Below are 18,400 nucleotides of genomic sequence, written 5' to 3'. Positions count from 1 at the left end.
TTTTGTTTATCTATTGTAAAGTGGGCTATCAGTTCTTTGATACTGCATTCAAGGATAAGCTTCTATAAAGAGATTATCTGCCGATAAAATACGAGTAGCTTTGCCCCTTTAACTGCTTTGAACTTAATTGATCAATAGTTAGTGTTGCTTTTAATAAAGAACTAATTTGTTGATGCATCAAATTAACGCTAAACTTATCCATTTCCAAATTCTTGCTGCTTGTAGTTAAGTAGTCTGGCATGGGAATCAATCCAATCACTGGTATTTTTTCATTAAAAAGCGGCTGACTTTCACCGAATTCAAAACCATTATGTCCTCTTAATGTAACAGTTCTAGTTAATTTTCTATTTTTTACTGCTTTCATCCATATTTCGTTCATTGTTTGATTGCCCACATAAGTATATTCAGTTTGTATTTTCCCAGTTGGGCTGAACTTTCCATTTTTATTGTCTTTCCACTCCATACTACCCAGATGTTCTGCGGTTATTGCAGCCACAGCTTTGAGGTGTTTCCCCTTGCCATCCCAAACCTGAGGGTTATCTTTAAGCCAGGTCGAAGTTGCTTGTGAGGTCCCTTTAAAAACAGGTAAGCGAAAATGGCCCGTTACAAATGCAAAAACAAGTGTTTTATTAGGTTTTTGATCTTTTAGATAGCGCATCATTGCAAGCAATGCGATTGCCCCGTTTTCTTCAATTGCATTGACACCGTCGGTATGCGTATTAATAATAATGGATTCCTTTTTATTTTTTCCCGGTATAGTAACATAAAATGATTTTGTTTTTACCCTTTTACGTGTCGCTATTAATGTAATTTTCCCCTTTTGATGTGCCTTTGCAGCCTTAATTACCTTTTTACCTTCGCTTTCATTCACCCAAAGTGCCGGAACACCAGCATAATCAGTTGTAAAAGGTTGATATTGTTCCTTTACTTTTGAATCAGATGCACCTTTCCAAACTAAAATAACCCCTTTTACGCCCGCTTTTCTCGCTTTTTTTAGATTAGTGGCTCTTAGAGCAGCCGATAAAGTAATATCTCCATCGTTGGAAGTAATATGTGTGCCCTTAGGAAAAGAACTCTGTTGATTCATGATTAACTGCTTAGGTATCGTTTTTGTATTATCCACTTGTATAACGGCTATTTTTCCTTTAGCTCTATCAAGATTATTATTGTCTGTGTAAACTAATTCTTTGCTGATTCCTTTACTACCTGTTTTTCCCGAATAAGGATACACAGATGATATTGAGATTTTTTGTTTATTAACATAAAGTGAACTATCTTTTTCTGTCCAATTTAAAAAACTATACTTATTTTCGTGAACAGCCAAATTCATTTTTCTGGCTTGTTTTTCAAGCCAGTCAATAAACTGGTTTTGTCCCGTAGAACCTGTCAAGCGACTACCAAAACTATTCATGGTATTCATATCGGCCAGCAATGATTTCTGATTTTCTAATTTTTGTTTTTTTATTCGTACAGTAGGCAGTTTATCGCTGCTATTCAAGGTGATAGCAATTGAATTGCTAGAAATATCAATAAATAATAATCCACTAATCAGACAAACTAATAATATTAATAATCCCCTTGTGACATATTTACCCACAGAAGATGCTATTTTCATCTTTAAAATAAAGTACAGGCTCATGATGAGATACAAAATGACTTGTACCCAAACAGTTGGTACCCAAGAAGTAACAATATAAATTAAATCTAACAATGCGGAAATTAAAAATAGTGATATTACCAATCTTTTTCTTGTTTTCTTTGACACCATTATATACGTGCACAACATTAAGCTTGCAAACAGCGAAATAGCAGCTGTTGCAATGGGATAACCCGTGAGTAAGCAAGTCATGCCAGATAATACTAATAATATTAAACTAATAAACAAGTTCATAAATTCTCCCCCAATATCTTTAGACATTACAAATGTAATATCATATGTTAACTTGTAGTATAAAGTATTGGAAAAACTGCAACAATTAAAAAAAGCTAGTTATACCCTAACTTGTACAAAAAAGGAGATTTTGTAATGTCCAACTTGTTCTCAGAGATTCAAATAAAAATGAAAAATAAATCAAATTCTGAAGTCAATCGATTGACACGCGAAGCCATTGCTACAGCGCTAGTTGAATTATTAAGAAAACAAGATTTTGAAAAAATAACGATCAGTTCAATTGTTAAATTAGCTGGTGTCTCTCGGACTGCATATTACAATAACTACAATTCCAAAGATGAAATCTTGAATGATTTAATCGATAACTTTATAGAAGAAGTCAACTCAGGGCTGAAACCCTATGTTGATCCGGTTTCAGGTAAAACTAATAATCCTAAGCAATTTATCTTTAATCTGTTTGAAATAGTTTTCAATCATCGTACATTGTATGCAACTCTCATTAATGCAGGTCTTAGTCATCAAATTCTAAAACAATTAAATGACTTGATGCTGAAATATAGTCATGCCGCAACAAAGCCTGAAAAATATCAGGTATATCTTCAATCTGGAGCTCTTTTTAATGTCTTTACACTTTGGATTGCAAATGGAACAAAAGAATCTTGCCTAGAAATGACAAATATCTTCACTAAACTATATAGCACCTTTTGGTAACTAATACCTATCTTCAAGCAAATCAAGATGCATCAGTATGAAATAAAAATAATGAGATGATAGGATATTTTGTTGTTTTGCGCATAGATTACATATTTTTAAGGTTGGAATCTGACATTTCCCAGATTAAATAATTTCAAAAAAGCCTGCATCCCAAGATATCTTAGAATACAGACTTTTTCATTTTAAGAATTCAAATCATTGATTTTTTAAGAACTTCTCGCTGGCTAAAGTTATTAATGCAGACTGATAATAATTATCTGCTTCGAGTTTTTGCATAAAAATATATTTTTCCATTTGAATTAATTTGTTATACTTCTGTGAATCCTTGGCAGCATAGAAGATAGGTGCACCAAAGCTAGCGGACTGATAATTTGACAGTTGTCGACCACTAAGTGTATATCCACCAGCAATATACTCTTTCGTTATAAAGAACTTCATCATTTTATTTAAAACTTTCTTACTTTTGGTATCTTTACTCTGTGCTAAATTATAAGGTAATCTACATGCATTATAATAATAGTAGCGGTTGTACTTGCCAGACCAAATTTGTCATAAAGCTTTCATTTTTAGAGGTACCTAAATAATAAATAAAAAAACGCATCGCTAAAAGCGAAACGTTCATATTCATACTTATTCAAATTCATTCTTATCTATTCATAATTTGGCCTTAAAACTTTCATCTTAACTGCCAGTAATCCTTGCTTTTTTACGGTATCGGAATCATATATCCCAGATAGTTCATTGGGCGCCATTCCTACTGCTTCTGGAGCGTACCGTTGGTAGAGTTCTGTCATTGTTCGGCATTTCTTAATGCTCCATGCACTCGTCAATATCACATCTTCGTTGTCGCTTTTTCGATGGATGGCAAGTGTGTCACCTACACCAAAATGCTTCATTTGCTCGTCATTGAGAAAAACTTCAACCGTCTTAGTACCGTTTGAAATCTTATCAAATAATTCATCGCCTAAACTGATATCCACTATAATCAACCTCCTGCAAACACTAGCTACTTGAAACAAGTTACAAAAACTATTATTCTGCAAAACAAAGTGTTACTCAGCTAGTAGAATTAAAAATATACTAACTATATAATTAAAATACTATTATATTTTCATAATTTTTGCAAGTCCTGTATCTAAGCTATTGCACAGGATACGTTTAATGCCACCCTAATCAACCTCACCAGCAAGCTGTATTCTTGTCGACTCAGGGAAGATTGCACGTTCTGCGACAGTCAATTCACGATCAGTAATAAACATTGAAATCTTATCTGGAGAGCAGATCCGATAGTAAGAATTATTGATGAATTTCTGATGTTCCGCCACTAAGATGACCTTGCGTGCTCGCTCAACAGCCTTTCCGACAATTTCTGCGTCTTCTTGATTAAGTAAGTAGATACCATGTTCATCAATCCCAGATGCAGCAATAAAAGCTGTATCCAACGCAACATTCTCTAATTCAGTAATTGCTGCACTTGAATGGAAGAAACGGTTTTGGTGGTCTAAAGTTCCGCTCAGAACTTTAACATTGACCTTGCCTTCCTCGGCAAGCGCCATACAATTATCTAATGAATGTGTAATGATTGTCATCGGTAAATTCAAATTCTGACATGTTTTCAACAAAATTGTAGATGCATCAACAAAATAAACACGATGTGCATGAAAGTAATTCAATGCTTCTAATGCAATCTTGGTCTTTTGCTCGGTAAATCTTGAAAGACGGCTTTGAAAGTTAGGTACTTTATTTCCAAAATCAAGTGGTAAAATTCCACCATGCGTCCGCTTTACTTCGCCTCGTTCAGACAAAAGCACTATGTCACGTCGTGCGGTATCTTGCGATACACCAAATTCAGCCATTATGTCCTTTGTGGTTAGTTCCTGCTTCTCATCCAGTAATCTCTTAATTAATTCAATTCTTTTTTCTTGACTCATCAATATTCCTCAAATCTATCAACTTTTAAAAATCTAAAATTAATTATACTATATTAAGGATATAAAGACAAAGACTTACAGAAAGTGCTTGATATAAGAATACTCTGCTCAAAATGTAAATTATGAATAACTATGACAAAAATTTAGAAATTATTACTCACCACAAAGAATTATGTTACCTAGAAAACTTCAAAATTCTTTTCTGCTAAATCGACTGAATTACGGCCAACAAGCAGTGTAAATGCTCCCTTCTCTATTAACCTTTCTCCATTATTATTAAAAAACGATAAACTATTTGGTTTAATTGTAAAATCAACAGTTACCCTTGACTTCGCATTAACATGAACTTTCTTAAAATCAATTAATTTTTTTTCTGGCTGGACTACACTTGCAACCTTATCATTCAAGTAAACTTGAACAGTTTCCAAAGAATCATAAGCACTATTGTTGAAAAGCTCAATTTGTACTCTCAAATCTTCTCCTAACTTAATTTTATTTTTTTCTAGGACTATTTCACCATATTCAATTTGACTATATGAAAGTCCATATCCAAAGGGATAAAGAGGCGCATTGGGATTATCAATATACTTTGAAACATATCTTCCAACATGTTGTGATTTATTTATTGGTCTGCCCGTAACTAACTGATTGTAGTATAGTGGTTCTTGCCCTTCATCATAAGGAAAGCTCATTGACAATCTTCCAGATGGATTAGCTTTACCAAAAACTATATTAGCAATTGCGTTCCCCCCTTCCGTACCAGGAAACCATGCTTCTAATATTGCATCTACTTCAGGTTCAACATCTGTGAGTACGAGCGGTCTCCCACTAATTACTACCAAAACAATTTTTTTACCAAGCTTGCTAATTTTTTTTAGCAACAGCCTTTGATTCTTAGATAAATGTAAATTGGTTTTTGATCCCGCTTCACCTGATTCTAAAGTATGCTCACCTAAAACCATCACTACAATATCAGATTTTGTTGCTACATCTATAGCTTTCTTCTCATTGCTCTTTCTGACACTTTCTGAAGAAACAATCTTCTCTATTTGTTCTTCGCTTAGAAAATTCATTTCACGTAATATTTTACTGTCATCGATAAGATCAGTACCTTTTGCGACAAGTAGATTTTCTTTTTCAACATATTGTTCAAATCCTTGTTTTATGCTAACAGTATCCTTCGAATTTCCATGAACGGCCCACATTCCCAGCAACTCTTGACTATCACTATATGGCCCAATCAATGCTATTTTCAGAGAACTATTCAATGGCAAAATATTATCTTTGTTTTTTAGCATAACAATTGACTCTTCAGAAACCCTCCTAGCTAATAGTCGTTCACCCCTAGAGAGAATTCTCTTCTTTTCCTTCTCAACACTAATCCCCCTAAAGGGATCTTCAAACAAACCAAGTTCATTTTTTATACTGAGAACTCTCCATGTCGCTTTATTGATTTTTTCTTCACTTATTCTCCCACTTTTTAGCAATGGCTCTAAATTATTAGCATAACAAGAAGACTTCATATCAATATCAACAGTCGCCGCAAATGCTTTTTGGCTAGCATCCAACTCATCACTCGCAAAACCATGTTTTATTAGTTCATATATTGATGCATAATCTGAGATAACTACTCCATCAAAGCCCCATTTTTTTCTTAACAAATCCACTAGTATTTCTTTATTTGCGGTTACTGGAACTCCATTTAATGAGTTTAATGCCGTCATAACTATTTTTGCTCCAGCATCTAGAGCCGCCTTATAAGGTGGTAGATAATTCTGAAATAGGTTACTTTGCGACATATCAACAGTATTATATTCCCTTCCTGCCTCAACGGCACCATAGGCCGCAAAGTGTTTTACACAGGCAATCTGCCCTTCTCCAGTTACTAGATCCTCCTGCAAACCCTCAACCATATTTTTAGCAAAGGAAGCATTGAGGAATGGATCTTCGCCAGGTGACTCCAACACTCTGCCCCAACGAGCATCGTGTGCTACATCTACCATTGGTGCAAAAGTAACATGATTTCCTGCCGCTGCGGCTTCATTCGCAGCGGTATTAAAAGCTTTCTTTATTAATTCTGGGTTCCATGTAGCACCCAAACCTAATGGAATAGGATAAATTGTTTTGTATCCATATATTACGTCTGACATGAACAGCACTGGAATATGATGCGGTTGCTTTTCCATCTGTCTTTTCTGAATATCCATTGTGACTTTTGCCCCAGCAACGTTTAGAATAGAACCCGTCAAATCAACAATTCGTTGGGTAATACCTAACTTTTGTTGAGGCCCGATCGAAATATCATCTGCTTTAAAAAATTCACCTGATAATTGTACCAGTTGTCCTATCTTCTCTTCTAAGGACAAATCATTCAATAAACTTCTCAATTCGTTTTCCTTCATACGATTACCTGCCTCCATTGTACATAGTTACATTTAATTAGTATTATTTTGTTTGGTTTTCTTCAATAAATGCCTTTCTATCTGCTCTCTTGAACCAAGGGAACCATAGTAATGGCGATAGTACCAATTGAATAAATAGCTGTAAGAAAACAATTGAAATATGTCCACCAACAAGAGCATGCAGCCCCAGCGGTAATCCGAATACAGCCTGTGCCCCCGAAAAAGGAGCTACTATACCTAGTTTTGTACTAATCATCGCTATAATTATGGCAATCGTATTATTAGTTACAAAAGGAACCAGAAAATCAAAATTCAAAACTAGAGGTGTTCCAAAGATGACAGGTTCAGTTATTCCAAAAAGTGAGGGAATTATTGCTAATCGTCCCATTTCTTTATATCTTTTACTCTTAGAAACAAATAACATCAGCAATACAAGCCCTAATGCTGTTCCACCCCAAGTAACAACATTGAAGAATGCAAGTCCAAACATGTTTGGAACTTCTTTTCCCGCTTTAAAAGCGGCAAGATTCTGCATATCAAGCGATAACCAAATGGGAGTAACTAGCGGTAAGATGACATTTGTCCCATGTATTCCAAAAAACCATAATATTTGCATTAACAACGTCACAGCTATCATAGCCCAGACAGATCCACCAATATTGCTGAGTGGTGTTTGAATAAGATTAAAAATCATCTGATGGAAACTATTCCAACTTGTCAATGTAAATATGAATGAAATAATTGCTGCTATTACTCCAATCACAATTGAAGGAATAAGGCTTGCGAATGCTTGAGAAACCATTGGTGGAACACCTTCTGGCATTTTTATTGTCCACCCATGTCTTTTAATATATACATATCCGCGACCAACTAACAATCCAATAATAATAGCTGAGAAAACACCCTGAGATGATAACCAAGTTGTTGGAATAGCTTCAACGGATCCGGATTTTGACACTATTTTTCCAAGCGGTGTCATAATCAAGAAACTCATTAATGATATAATTCCTGCTGCAGTCCCATCATCATCGTTCAACATACTGTTGGCTAAAAATTTAGCCATTAAGAATGCCAAATAAAGGGCCATGGAACCAATTGTTAAAGTATTGACAACCCCTAATAAATTAGCAATAGCTGTCAAATTATATTTTGCAGCATAAACTGCTCCCAAAACTGCAAATGATCCCAGAATTATTGGACCAAGAAGCGTCATCATTGCTCCCATGATCGTCTGTAAATAAATATTATTTCCGAGTTTATTCAATCCAGGTGAAACTTTATTAAAAAACTTTGTAATTTTGTCCTTCATTCTTATCATTCCTTTCTTTTCATTTACATAATATAGCGCTTACAATAATTCAGCAATGAAACTTGTTAATGGAAAGTATATAATTATTTGTCATTTCCAATAATTTTGTTATTCTTAACTTGTATCAAATTTCTGAGAGGTGATAATAATGCAAATTACCCATGAACTAATCCTTACACAAAATGACTATCCTTTTAAATTATTTGACTTCCATGCATTTGATCTGACAAGGAGCTTTCCATTTCATTGGCACCAAAGTACTGAGTTACTCTTTTGTCTTGAAGGTTCTCTTAATGTTAAATTCATAAATAAAGAGTATATCCTCTCAAAAAATGATGTAATTGTCATAAATCCTAATGTTGTCCATGAGACTAAAAGTACCGAACGTAATTGGATCTTATGTATTCAGCTTCCCCTAAAATTCTTAAAATCGCTAACCTTTGGCGAATATTCAGAGAAATTTCTGTTTAATCTAAATACTGTAAAAGATCGATCATCAAACTCTGCAGAACTGCAATCCAAATTACAATTACTCACAAAAATAGAGAATTCAAAAGATAATTATATTTCAAAAAACATCCAAATTTTTTCTTTATTATTAAATACAATAAACTTCTTATTTAACAATTATAAGCAAGTGCCCGAAAATAGTAACTCAAATGAAGATTTGAAATTCATTAACTTGTTTATTCAGTTCATCAATCAACACTACTCAGAAAAAATAACTCTGCATGATGTTGCCCTCCATTTTTCATACTCAGATACTTATTGCTCAAAACTAATTAGGAATAGTCTAGGAATTACCTTCAAGTCTTTTTTGAACTCAGTTAGAGTAAATCAGTCAATTAATTTAATGTCAAATTCAAAAATGACAATGTCAGAAATTGCTGAAAAATGTGGCTTTAGCGATTATCGAAATTTATATAATGCATTCCATGCCTTATACAATGTGTCCCCTACAAATTATAGACAGACTATCATTAACAACATATAGTTGATTTTACTGGTTTCCAATAATAAAAAGCGATAAAAAAGGGCTGGGTCAAAAGTTAACTTTCAACCTAGCTCTTCTATTTATTCCGGATAAACGTGTTCCATAAATCAGATTTTTTGTCTAGCAATGACTACTATTCACTTTCGCTACATCTTTTACAATTCTTCACCATTGCTTTCAATAACTTTTTTGTACCAATAAAACGAATCTTTGCGCGACCTATCAAGTGTTCCTTTTCCTTCATCATCTAAATCTACATAAATGAAACCATAACGCTTGCTCATCTCACCAGTTGATGCACTGACCAAATCAATACAGCCCCATGGCGTATATCCCATCAAATCGACTCCATCGGCAATTGCTCCTCGCATTGCCTCAATATGTTGTTTCAGATAACCAATTCGATAGTCATCATGGATCGCACCATCTTTTTCGACAATATCCTTAGCACCTAGACCATTCTCAACGATGAACAGCGGTTTTTGATAGCGATCATATAATTCGTTAAGTGCAATCTGTAGCCCTTTCGGATCAATCTGCCAGCCCCAATCACTACTCTTCAAGAATGGATTAGCTACCCCACCTATCAGGTTACCAGAAACGCCTTCACCATGCTCACTAGTTACATCAGTTACCCTAGACATATAGTAGCTGAATCCAATGTAATCAACGGTATTTTGCGCAATCAATTCTAGGTCCTTATCTGTAATCTCCAATGCGGTTGGATCAACATCATGTTCTTTCAGCATTCGTGCTGTTGTTTGTGGATACTTACCTCTTACTTGGACATCTGCACAAAAGAAGTTGAAGTCTTGCATCTGTTTCAAATTAGCATATTGGTTTATTGGATTAGCATCATATGCATAGCTTGTTGCATATAAAATCATACATCCTATCTGCAGATGTTCATCAAGTTCATGCCCTATCTTCACTGCCAACGCACTTGCTACGAATTGATTATGCCAAGATTGAACAATATTTGTGAAATCATTTGCTCCACTACTAGGAACAAGCCCTTGGCTCATTACTGGGAAGTGAAATGCTGAATTGATTTCATTAAATGTCATCCAATAGCGTACTTTAGAATGATAACGTTCCAAAACTACGTGAGCAAACCGCTCGTAGAACTTGATTAAATCACGATTCTTCCATCCACCGTAGCTCTTCGCAAGATTCAGTGGCAGTTCATAATGAGAGATAGTGATTACAGGTTCAATATCATATTTCAGGCATTCATCAATCAGTCGATCGTAGAATCTCAATCCTGCTTCGTTGGGAATCTCTTCATCACCTTGGGGAAAGATCCTCGACCAGGCAATTGAGAAGCGATAGCACTTAAATCCCATTTCTGCGAACAACTTAATGTCTTCCTTAAATCGATAATAATGATCTATTCCTCTATGATTAGGGTACGTGTATTCCTTGCTATCTAATTTCCAGTTAAATTTCTGACTGTTTGCAATCGCAAAACGCTCTTTTCCACCTGGCAATGTATCAGCAATTGATGGTCCCTTACCACCTTTGTCCCAAGCTCCTTCAAGTTGGTTGGCAGCTGTAGCGCCTCCCCAAAGGAAGCCATCTGGAAACTTTTTCTTAATATCAAACATTAATTTTTCTCCTTCATATTTCCATATTTCTAAATCAGTATCAACTTTCTGAAATGGATGGTAACAAGTAGAGCTACTTCCATTTACTACTATTGCATCATGCTACTTTACTTATCATTTACCATATTTTTTGTTAAATACTATGAATTATTATCAATCTTCTGTAATAATCCATATAGTGCGCCATAAAGATTGGCACTATTTTCAAACTTTGCTTTTTTTATTCGTGGTCTAGTTAAAGTGTCCTTTAGTAAAGTCAATTTATTTAGTACTTTGTCATACTCTTCGTTAATAGTTTTTATGAGTACCGGTTGACCACTTATTCCACCGCCAATTACAAAATCTGTCACATCAACAACTGTTTGAACGTTTATGATCAATAATGCAATTTTTTTACAGTATTCTCTGAAAATCTCAATAGCCTCAGCATTTTCTTTATTTATCAACGCAAATGCTGCTCGCCCGTCTTTCTTATTTTCCAATTTTTCTTTCAATGCAATTTTTTCTATCATCTTGACAGCTGACAAACTCGTACCTACAAACTCTTTATAATCTACATTATTAAAGTTGCCTATCATAAAACTAAGTTCACCAGCCTGGAAATGGCTACCTGGTAGAAGGTCTCCGTTAATAATTATTCCTCCACCAACACCCGTACCTAATATTATTGCCGCCCCATTGTCTACATCTCTGAGATTTCCTAACCACATTTCTGCAAGTGCTGCAGATTTACCATCATTCTCCACACCAACTGGTATTGCGCCAAACTCTTCGCGGACGAATTTTTCAAAGTTAAACTCATTTAAAAAAGGTAATGCGCCTCCAAAATATACAATTCCCTGCTTTGAATCGACTTTACCAGGAACACTAAATGCAATTCCATATACTCTGCCTTTATATCTGGAAATAATATTTTTAATGGTTTGTTTGAACTCTTCCAGATTTTGTGGAGTATCCACTGTATCTTTCTCACTAATATTCCCAGAATGATCAAGTAATCCGTATTTTATCGCGGTTCCACCAATATCAATGCTAAGATAGTTACGCATAAAATTCCCTCTCTTTCTCAAATATTATTATTTCTTACTTTTTATCACAATTTAAATCCAATGAATCTTAGAAAAACTACTACCGTTAAAATGGAATCCTGAGCTGTTTAGCAATCAGATGTTTTACAGATAAATAAGGAAGTGTAATAAGCCAACGAACTTGGCGCACCTCCTTGTAACTTCGAATTAATCTATTCATCCTAGTCACATTTTAGATTTTCACAAATTAGATCAATATAGCTGCTCAATTCGAAAAAACAAAAGGACTTAATTGGTCTTCACTTGCTGATTATGAACCTTAATGTAATGAGTCAACGCGAAGATAAAGATCAGTACAAAGGCACCTGAACTTAAAATCATGATATCTCTTGCTGAATCCATTCCAAACAAACTTTCAATACCACTAATAACCGTTGGAGATATGAAACAACCAATATTTACCAAAACCAATACGATTGTTGTACCTAAATTGATTGAGTTTTGTGGTGCTGCCCAGTCTAACCAATTGTACATATATGGTACTCCTATGCCAAAACCAAAACCTAATATGAGTACAGCTATAACTAGTAGGACTAGACTTTGAGACATTGCTACTAATGCAAAACCAAGTGCAACAAGTGCAAAACCTAATGGAAAAACCTTATCATGTAGTTTTTTAAAGAAGAAACCAAAACTCGCACCAATAGGAATCCCAACCAATGTCGACACCCCTGCAATCACGGCCGCTGTGCTAGATGTTCCAATCTTTTCATTAACAATGAAGCTTGGTAAAGCAAAAGATATTGGCATGTAAAACATAAAGATCAAAAACATTAATATTGAAATCAGGATTACTTTTCCATTTATGCTTTGTTTCTCTGCAACATTTTTCTTTGACTTAGCCGTATTATCCTTATTTTTTGAAAGTGGTACGAATAAAGTGAACAATATCAATGCCGGTACTACTAAAAAGTAAATTGCAAAGGCCGCATGCCAACTGATAGTAACTAAATAACTGAGTAGGAATGATGCAAGTGCTGCACCAACACTTCCCATTACATTTTGATAACCGATCATTGCTGCCAATTCTTCCTCATTATTCTTATAAAATTCTGGAATAAGACTAACTGCCAGTGAATTAAAGAGACCGATTCCGAAACCTAATAATAACCTTGAAATTAAAATTGCTGTGTACCCTGCTGAATACATCGGGAATGTTCCTGCAATCAGTGTAATCACCAACCCAGTTATGATTGTTGGCTTGGCATTCATAAATCGCACTATAAAAGGGCTAATCAGCAGACCAATCACTATCCCAAAGTTGGGAATGGTTGCTAAAGTATCAACTCCTGCCGAACTAACTCCTGGAAAAGCATGATACATCAATGGTAAAGCTGATGAAATTTGTGGTGCCATCATTAAGAACAAAGAAATAGATAACAGTGAGGCCTTGAAACTCAACTTGTCTTTGATATTACCCATGTGGTTACCTCCTATTCATTAGCTACTCAACAATAAATTTCTTGAAAAAATCAGCTTCGTCATCATTGGCTTGATTTGCGATTTCATCTTTTTGATTGATCAAAAATACATGTGACTGTGGATTATTCTTATCACCATACTCCTTAAAAACATGTTCTACCCCAAGGTCTGTCAAGAAACTATCAAATTTGATCGATAACTCCTTGAGAAAATCCTCATTTGCCGTCGAAATGTACGTTGGTAAAAAAGAAGAAGAAATGTATTTTTCTGTATCTAGCATATCCAACTTTTCTTTAACTACTTTGTCTGTAAAGTACGCTTCTGGTGCTCCACTTATCACTCCTGGATTCAATACAAAAGTGGCAGCACTGTTCAAGGCAACTGCTCTGAATTTTAAATCAGTCAACTTATATCCAAATTTTTTTCGATAATCTTCATTTTTTATAATTGCAACGTATTGTTCAGCCATTTGGCCGCCAGCGCTATCTCCTACCAAGAAAACATTATTTCTATCTAGTCCATATTCATCTGCATGTTCATCAATCCAATGAATATAGCGGTTTACATCATCCAATTCTTCTGGGAAAACGACATCAGGAGCTAAGCGATAATTAGGATTTACAAAGGCAAAACCTCTTTGTGCCATTCCAAGTCCATAGAACTGATAGGTTTCTTTTGTACCATAGCACCAACCACCACCATGAATACTAATGATAACTGGTATTCTTCCATCAACATTTTGTGGTATATAGATATCTAACAAATTCCACTTTGGATCAGGTCCATAAGCAATATCATTTATCCTTTTTACCCCAGCAACTTCTCTAGGTAATCCAGAATCCCGCTCATCATCCCCTTTTTTCCAATCTACCCGGATCTGCCTTATTTCGTCTAATACACTTTGTTTTGGCATAGCGTTCCCTCCTTTTTGTTTACGCTTTCATTTTAAACTACGAACTTTTTTTAAAAAAGCTCTATATGATCTTAAGACTTGTCAATTATTATCCTCTTTATAAATCATGCTCGCGTTTTTACCATATATCCCTAGAAATGCTTTGTTCATGGCCCTAGTTGTGGAAAATCCATTCTTGGTCGCAACCTGTGTTAAGTTCCCAGCCTTTCCAAGAATATCGTAATAAGCTTTTTGGGCTCTAACATTTGTAATATATTGTCCTACTGTCAAATCCATATACTTCTTGAAAAACTTTGTTAAGTATTCTTTTGAGACATTTACCTCAGTAGCAATATCATCCAGACTTATTTTTCGATAGTAATTTTCATTAACAAATTTTGTGATCATTTGAATTCTGTTCACAACAAATTCCTTTGTTCCGTATATTTTATTGTACTCACTCTTTGATTCAGTGAAGTATTCAATAAGCAACTGTAAAATTTCAATACTGGTTGCTTCCAATTTTAAATTTTTGTAATCATCATCGCTTTTCATTATTTGGTACAATTTGAATAAATTTGTTTGTAATTTGATATATGCTTCTTTTTTGATTGCGTCAAACTTTTCTGTATTATTGATATCAATGAACTGATCCTCAATTCGCGGATATAATCTACTAACTAACGGATAAGGAAAAATAATTGAAATTGCTTGACTTCTGCTGTTTCTTGCATAAACACTGTGTACCTCTTGCGAATTAATAACCAATACTTTACCGCAATTTGTTTTAAAATGTGTTTGGTTTATGACGAAATCGTCTATTGTTCCAAAAACGGTATACGATAACTCAATGGCTTGATGCCAATGTGGAGCAACATAAGTCACGTTTTTTTTATCATGCAAATACATCCAGACAGATAATGGATTGGTTGGTTTAATAATCTCATGAATAAATGAAGAATCTGCCATCTAATAAGACCCCTCCACAATCAATTTTCTTATATAGTAACATAAAAAAAACACAAAAATAATCTTTACAATTACCTTTGTGCTTGCTTTATTTAAATTTAATGTTTAACTAAAATGCCTTTTCCAGTGGAGGTACAACTTGTTTCTTACGTGAAACAACGCCTGGAAGATCAACCTTGTCATCTGTCAATTTAACATCAAAAGCCTTCTCAACAACATCTTTTGGTTCGCCGACAACTAGTAGGCGTGTATTGCTATCAAGAATGTTTGTAACCATCAACAGGAACAGGTCATATCCCTTTTCAGCACTTTCTTCTTCAATTGCACTACGCAACTTAGCCTCACGTGCAAAAACTTCAGCGAGATCAACAGTGTTTACTTGATTGATTCTAACAGTCTTGCCACCAAGCTTGAATGACTTTGCATCTGAATCAATTAATTCTTTTTCCGATTTGCTGCCAAGGTTCGTTCCTGCCTTGAGCATTTCTAGACCATATGTCTCATAGTCAACATCAGCAATCTTAGCTAATTCCTTAACTGCTTCTTCATCAGCAGGCGTAGTTGTAGGTGACTTGAATAATAGAGTATCAGAAATAATTGCAGACAACATCAAACCAGCCAGTTTAGCAGGTACTTCCACATTATTTTGCTTGAACAGCTTCAAAATGATTGTACTTGTACAACCAACAGGTTCAGCATAGTAATACAGTGGAGCAGCTGTTTCAAAATTAGCAATACGATGATGGTCAACAACATGTGTGACTGTAACATCTTTAATATCATCAACACTTTGTTGAGCCTCGTTGTGATCTACAAGCATTACAGCATCAACTTCTTTGCTCACTTCTGTCACCACGCGTGGTGCCTTCTCAGCAAAATGTTCTAGAACAAACTTTGTTTCCTCATTAGGTGTACCCAATGCAACAGCTTCTGCATCAGCGCCAAGCTGATTTTGCAAATATGCAAAAGCTTTAGCAGCAACGATCGCATCTGTATCTGGATTTTTGTGACCAAAAACAAGTTCTTTCATCGAAAAAATCTCCATTCTTACTTATTTAGTTCTCTAATTTGATTTAACCTTGATTGCTTATTTCTGTCAAGCGCGAAATATAATTTTTTTCACTTAGGAAGTCATCGAAACTTGCCAAGAAACTTGCGATTCGTGGAATTTGATCTTTATCCTTACGAAAAACAAAAGACAAATCAAAAGTGATTTCTGGGTCAAAATGTGCCTCACTGAGTTTCTTCTCATTTTCATTTTGATGTGAAATCACAAATGATGTCGGTAAAGCAGTATTGACACCTGTTGCCTGCGCAAAATCAAAAAGCTGTTCCGGAGTGGCAAAATGAGCAACACTATGTGGCTTATCAACTAAAGAATTCTTGTAAGTTTCAAGCAATGTACTATTCAAATAATATTTAGGAGGATAAGTTACCCAATCACGATTCAAGGTATCACGTAATTTAATACGACGTTTCTTCGAAAACTCATCTTCACTATGTAAGAAAATCAAGTTTTCCTCAATGATTTTCTTAGATTCATATGGTTTCCAGTTCTTGATACTGTCATCTGGTAAATACATTACAGCCAAATCAATACTATTGCTTTCGAGAAGTTCCCAAATTTCTTTGCGAGTCAGCATATGATAAATGATCTTGACATCACTATGCTGCTTGTAGTATTCAATCGCGAATTGAGTAAAGACATGATCTTCTACCGAAGCTAGAATCCCAACACTGATATCTCCTTGAACAGCACTAGTTGATTGCTGAATCTCATCTGTTGCACGGTTCAATGTTTCGTAAATTTGATGAGTTGCATCTAACATTGTATACCCCGCATCCGATAAGTGCAGCTTTTTACCAACAGAATAGAATAATGGTGCTCCAACTGTTCTCTCCAGCTTCTTTATTTGCTGCGTCAATGCTGGTTGTGTAATTCCTAGGATCTGCGCTGCTTGCGTATAACTCATTGTTTCGGCCAATTGCAAGAAGTAACTAAGCGTTTTCGAAGAAAAAATATTCTCTTGTTTTGTCTTCATACATCGATTCTCCTCCATTACTAATCATTAAATATTATTCGCCGTACATTGCTAATCTGTACATTTCATATTTAATTCACAAGTTAATAATATAACAAAATCAAGACCACTTACAATAAAAAACCAAATTTAAATTAAATATTTTTATGGAGAATTATTTTCATCGTGATTATTTATACTTGAGTGATCAGAATCCAAACTCACGATATTCCTTCATTTTTCGAGAAAACAAACTGCTTGTTGTCGGCGGTGTATAAATGATTGCATTTGCTCCAGCAGCAATTGCCGAACAAATAGATTCATCCGAATGACCACCTGTTGCAATCAAGGGGACTTCTGGATACTTCATCCTAATTTCCTTAACTATTTTAGCAGTATTCCGACCACCACTTACATTAATGACATCGATCCCAGCTTCAAATTTCTCAGCAAAATCAATATCCGCCGAAATCACGGTCATAATAATAGGAATATCAACGACATCATTTATCAGTTTAATTGTATCTACAGATGTGGGAGCATTCACTATCACACCTAGACTTCCCCAACTCTCAGCAAAAAGGCTCATGTCTGCTGAACGTTTGCCACTTGTTAATCCACCGCCTACTCCCGAGAAAACAGGTTTATCGGAGGCGACATGTATAGCCTGCATGATCGCAGGATCTGGCGTGAATGGATATACTGCCCAGATTGCATCCGCATTTGTATTCCTGACGATTGCTATATCTGTCGTGAAAATTATAGATTTGACTTTTCTTCCCATAAATGAGATCCCACTTGCTTCTCCGATACTAGAAGGAACTGGCACTATTTGTTTTCTCAAATTCGTTGAAACATTGTATTTGAATGAATTTATCGGACTCACCCCACATCGATAATAATTGCAAAATATTTACTTGTAAAATATCAGCAATAATTAAAATAACACATTCATAACTTTTGGCAACTAAAAATTTCGTGAGAAAAATAGTAAAATAAATATGAAATAAATATAGTACAATTCTGTATTCAATATTTTATATCTGAATTGAAAAAAATATATTTGCTTTATGACATATTAATAAATTTGATTACTAGATTAAAATCTAACAATAAACTTAAACTCCAAAGCATGTTTATAAACATGCACAGCCAAAAAA

The 18,400-nt window shown here is 34.9% G+C and carries 16 protein-coding genes; 2 read left to right on the top strand and 14 right to left on the bottom strand.

What is annotated here, in order from left to right:
• Nucleotides 1–73 precede the first annotated feature (73 nt).
• On the bottom strand, nt 74–1,891 hold the full coding sequence (locus GSM_RS01640) for a zinc-binding metallopeptidase family protein (RefSeq protein WP_003687409.1): 1,818 nt from the start codon (nt 1,889–1,891) through the stop codon (nt 74–76).
• A gap of 135 nt (nt 1,892–2,026) precedes the next feature.
• Here GSM_RS01640 and GSM_RS01635 point away from each other — a divergent pair, with 135 nt between their 5' ends.
• Nucleotides 2,027–2,602, top strand: coding sequence for a TetR/AcrR family transcriptional regulator (locus tag GSM_RS01635; protein ID WP_003687406.1), 576 nt, complete (start codon nt 2,027–2,029; stop codon nt 2,600–2,602).
• A 198-nt stretch (nt 2,603–2,800) separates the two neighbouring features.
• On the opposite strand, the gene GSM_RS01630 is transcribed toward GSM_RS01635, so the two are convergent.
• The 5 genes from GSM_RS01630 to GSM_RS01610 all read right to left on the bottom strand — a co-directional run bounded on the left by GSM_RS01630 (nt 2,801) and on the right by GSM_RS01610 (nt 8,247).
• Nucleotides 2,801–3,046, bottom strand: coding sequence for an endoglucanase (locus tag GSM_RS01630; protein WP_003687404.1), 246 nt, complete (start codon nt 3,044–3,046; stop codon nt 2,801–2,803).
• A gap of 209 nt (nt 3,047–3,255) precedes the next feature.
• Nucleotides 3,256–3,585, bottom strand: a complete 330-nt coding sequence (locus GSM_RS01625; RefSeq protein WP_003687401.1) for an ASCH domain-containing protein — start codon at nt 3,583–3,585, stop codon at nt 3,256–3,258.
• Between the two features lie 189 nt (nt 3,586–3,774).
• Nucleotides 3,775–4,536, bottom strand: coding sequence for a DeoR/GlpR family DNA-binding transcription regulator (locus GSM_RS01620; RefSeq protein WP_003687398.1), 762 nt, complete (start codon nt 4,534–4,536; stop codon nt 3,775–3,777).
• 179 nt (nt 4,537–4,715) lie between these two features.
• The gene (bglX, locus tag GSM_RS01615) at nt 4,716–6,938 is read right to left on the bottom strand and encodes a beta-glucosidase BglX (RefSeq protein WP_003687395.1); all 2,223 of its coding nucleotides are present in this window, start codon (nt 6,936–6,938) and stop codon (nt 4,716–4,718) included.
• 43 nt (nt 6,939–6,981) lie between these two features.
• Nucleotides 6,982–8,247, bottom strand: coding sequence for a PTS sugar transporter subunit IIC (locus tag GSM_RS01610; RefSeq protein ID WP_003687393.1), 1,266 nt, complete (start codon nt 8,245–8,247; stop codon nt 6,982–6,984).
• A gap of 148 nt (nt 8,248–8,395) precedes the next feature.
• On the opposite strand from GSM_RS01610, the gene GSM_RS01605 reads away from it, so the two are divergent.
• Complete coding sequence (locus tag GSM_RS01605) at nt 8,396–9,241, top strand: AraC family transcriptional regulator (RefSeq protein WP_003687391.1); 846 nt, start codon at nt 8,396–8,398, stop codon at nt 9,239–9,241.
• A 155-nt stretch (nt 9,242–9,396) separates the two neighbouring features.
• On the opposite strand, the gene GSM_RS01600 is transcribed toward GSM_RS01605, so the two are convergent.
• From GSM_RS01600 to GSM_RS01565, 8 genes are all read right to left on the bottom strand, one after another.
• Nucleotides 9,397–10,848, bottom strand: a complete 1,452-nt coding sequence (locus GSM_RS01600) for a glycoside hydrolase family 1 protein (RefSeq protein ID WP_003687389.1) — start codon at nt 10,846–10,848, stop codon at nt 9,397–9,399.
• Between the two features lie 140 nt (nt 10,849–10,988).
• Nucleotides 10,989–11,897, bottom strand: coding sequence for an ROK family protein (locus GSM_RS01595; RefSeq protein ID WP_003687388.1), 909 nt, complete (start codon nt 11,895–11,897; stop codon nt 10,989–10,991).
• Between the two features lie 267 nt (nt 11,898–12,164).
• Entirely contained in the window at nt 12,165–13,358 is a 1,194-nt protein-coding gene (locus GSM_RS01590; protein ID WP_003687387.1) for an MFS transporter, read from the bottom strand.
• 22 nt (nt 13,359–13,380) lie between these two features.
• Complete coding sequence (locus GSM_RS01585) at nt 13,381–14,271, bottom strand: alpha/beta hydrolase (RefSeq protein WP_003687385.1); 891 nt, start codon at nt 14,269–14,271, stop codon at nt 13,381–13,383.
• Between the two features lie 81 nt (nt 14,272–14,352).
• Nucleotides 14,353–15,219, bottom strand: coding sequence for an AraC family transcriptional regulator (locus tag GSM_RS01580; RefSeq protein WP_003687384.1), 867 nt, complete (start codon nt 15,217–15,219; stop codon nt 14,353–14,355).
• A 109-nt stretch (nt 15,220–15,328) separates the two neighbouring features.
• Entirely contained in the window at nt 15,329–16,249 is a 921-nt protein-coding gene (locus tag GSM_RS01575; RefSeq protein ID WP_003687382.1) for a manganese-dependent inorganic pyrophosphatase, read from the bottom strand.
• Nucleotides 16,250–16,292: 43 nt separating this feature from the next.
• Entirely contained in the window at nt 16,293–17,261 is a 969-nt protein-coding gene (locus GSM_RS01570; protein ID WP_003687380.1) for a LysR family transcriptional regulator, read from the bottom strand.
• Between the two features lie 187 nt (nt 17,262–17,448).
• Nucleotides 17,449–18,024 carry a beta/alpha barrel domain-containing protein gene (locus GSM_RS01565; protein ID WP_003687378.1) on the bottom strand — a complete coding sequence of 192 codons (576 nt, stop codon included), beginning with the start codon at nt 18,022–18,024 and terminating at the stop codon, nt 17,449–17,451.
• Nucleotides 18,025–18,400 lie beyond the last annotated feature (376 nt).

It is taken from the genome of Liquorilactobacillus mali KCTC 3596 = DSM 20444, from assembly GCF_000260415.1.
Lineage (GTDB): Bacteria > Bacillota > Bacilli > Lactobacillales > Lactobacillaceae > Liquorilactobacillus > Liquorilactobacillus mali.
This window is presented reverse-complemented; position numbering and strand designations above follow the sequence as displayed.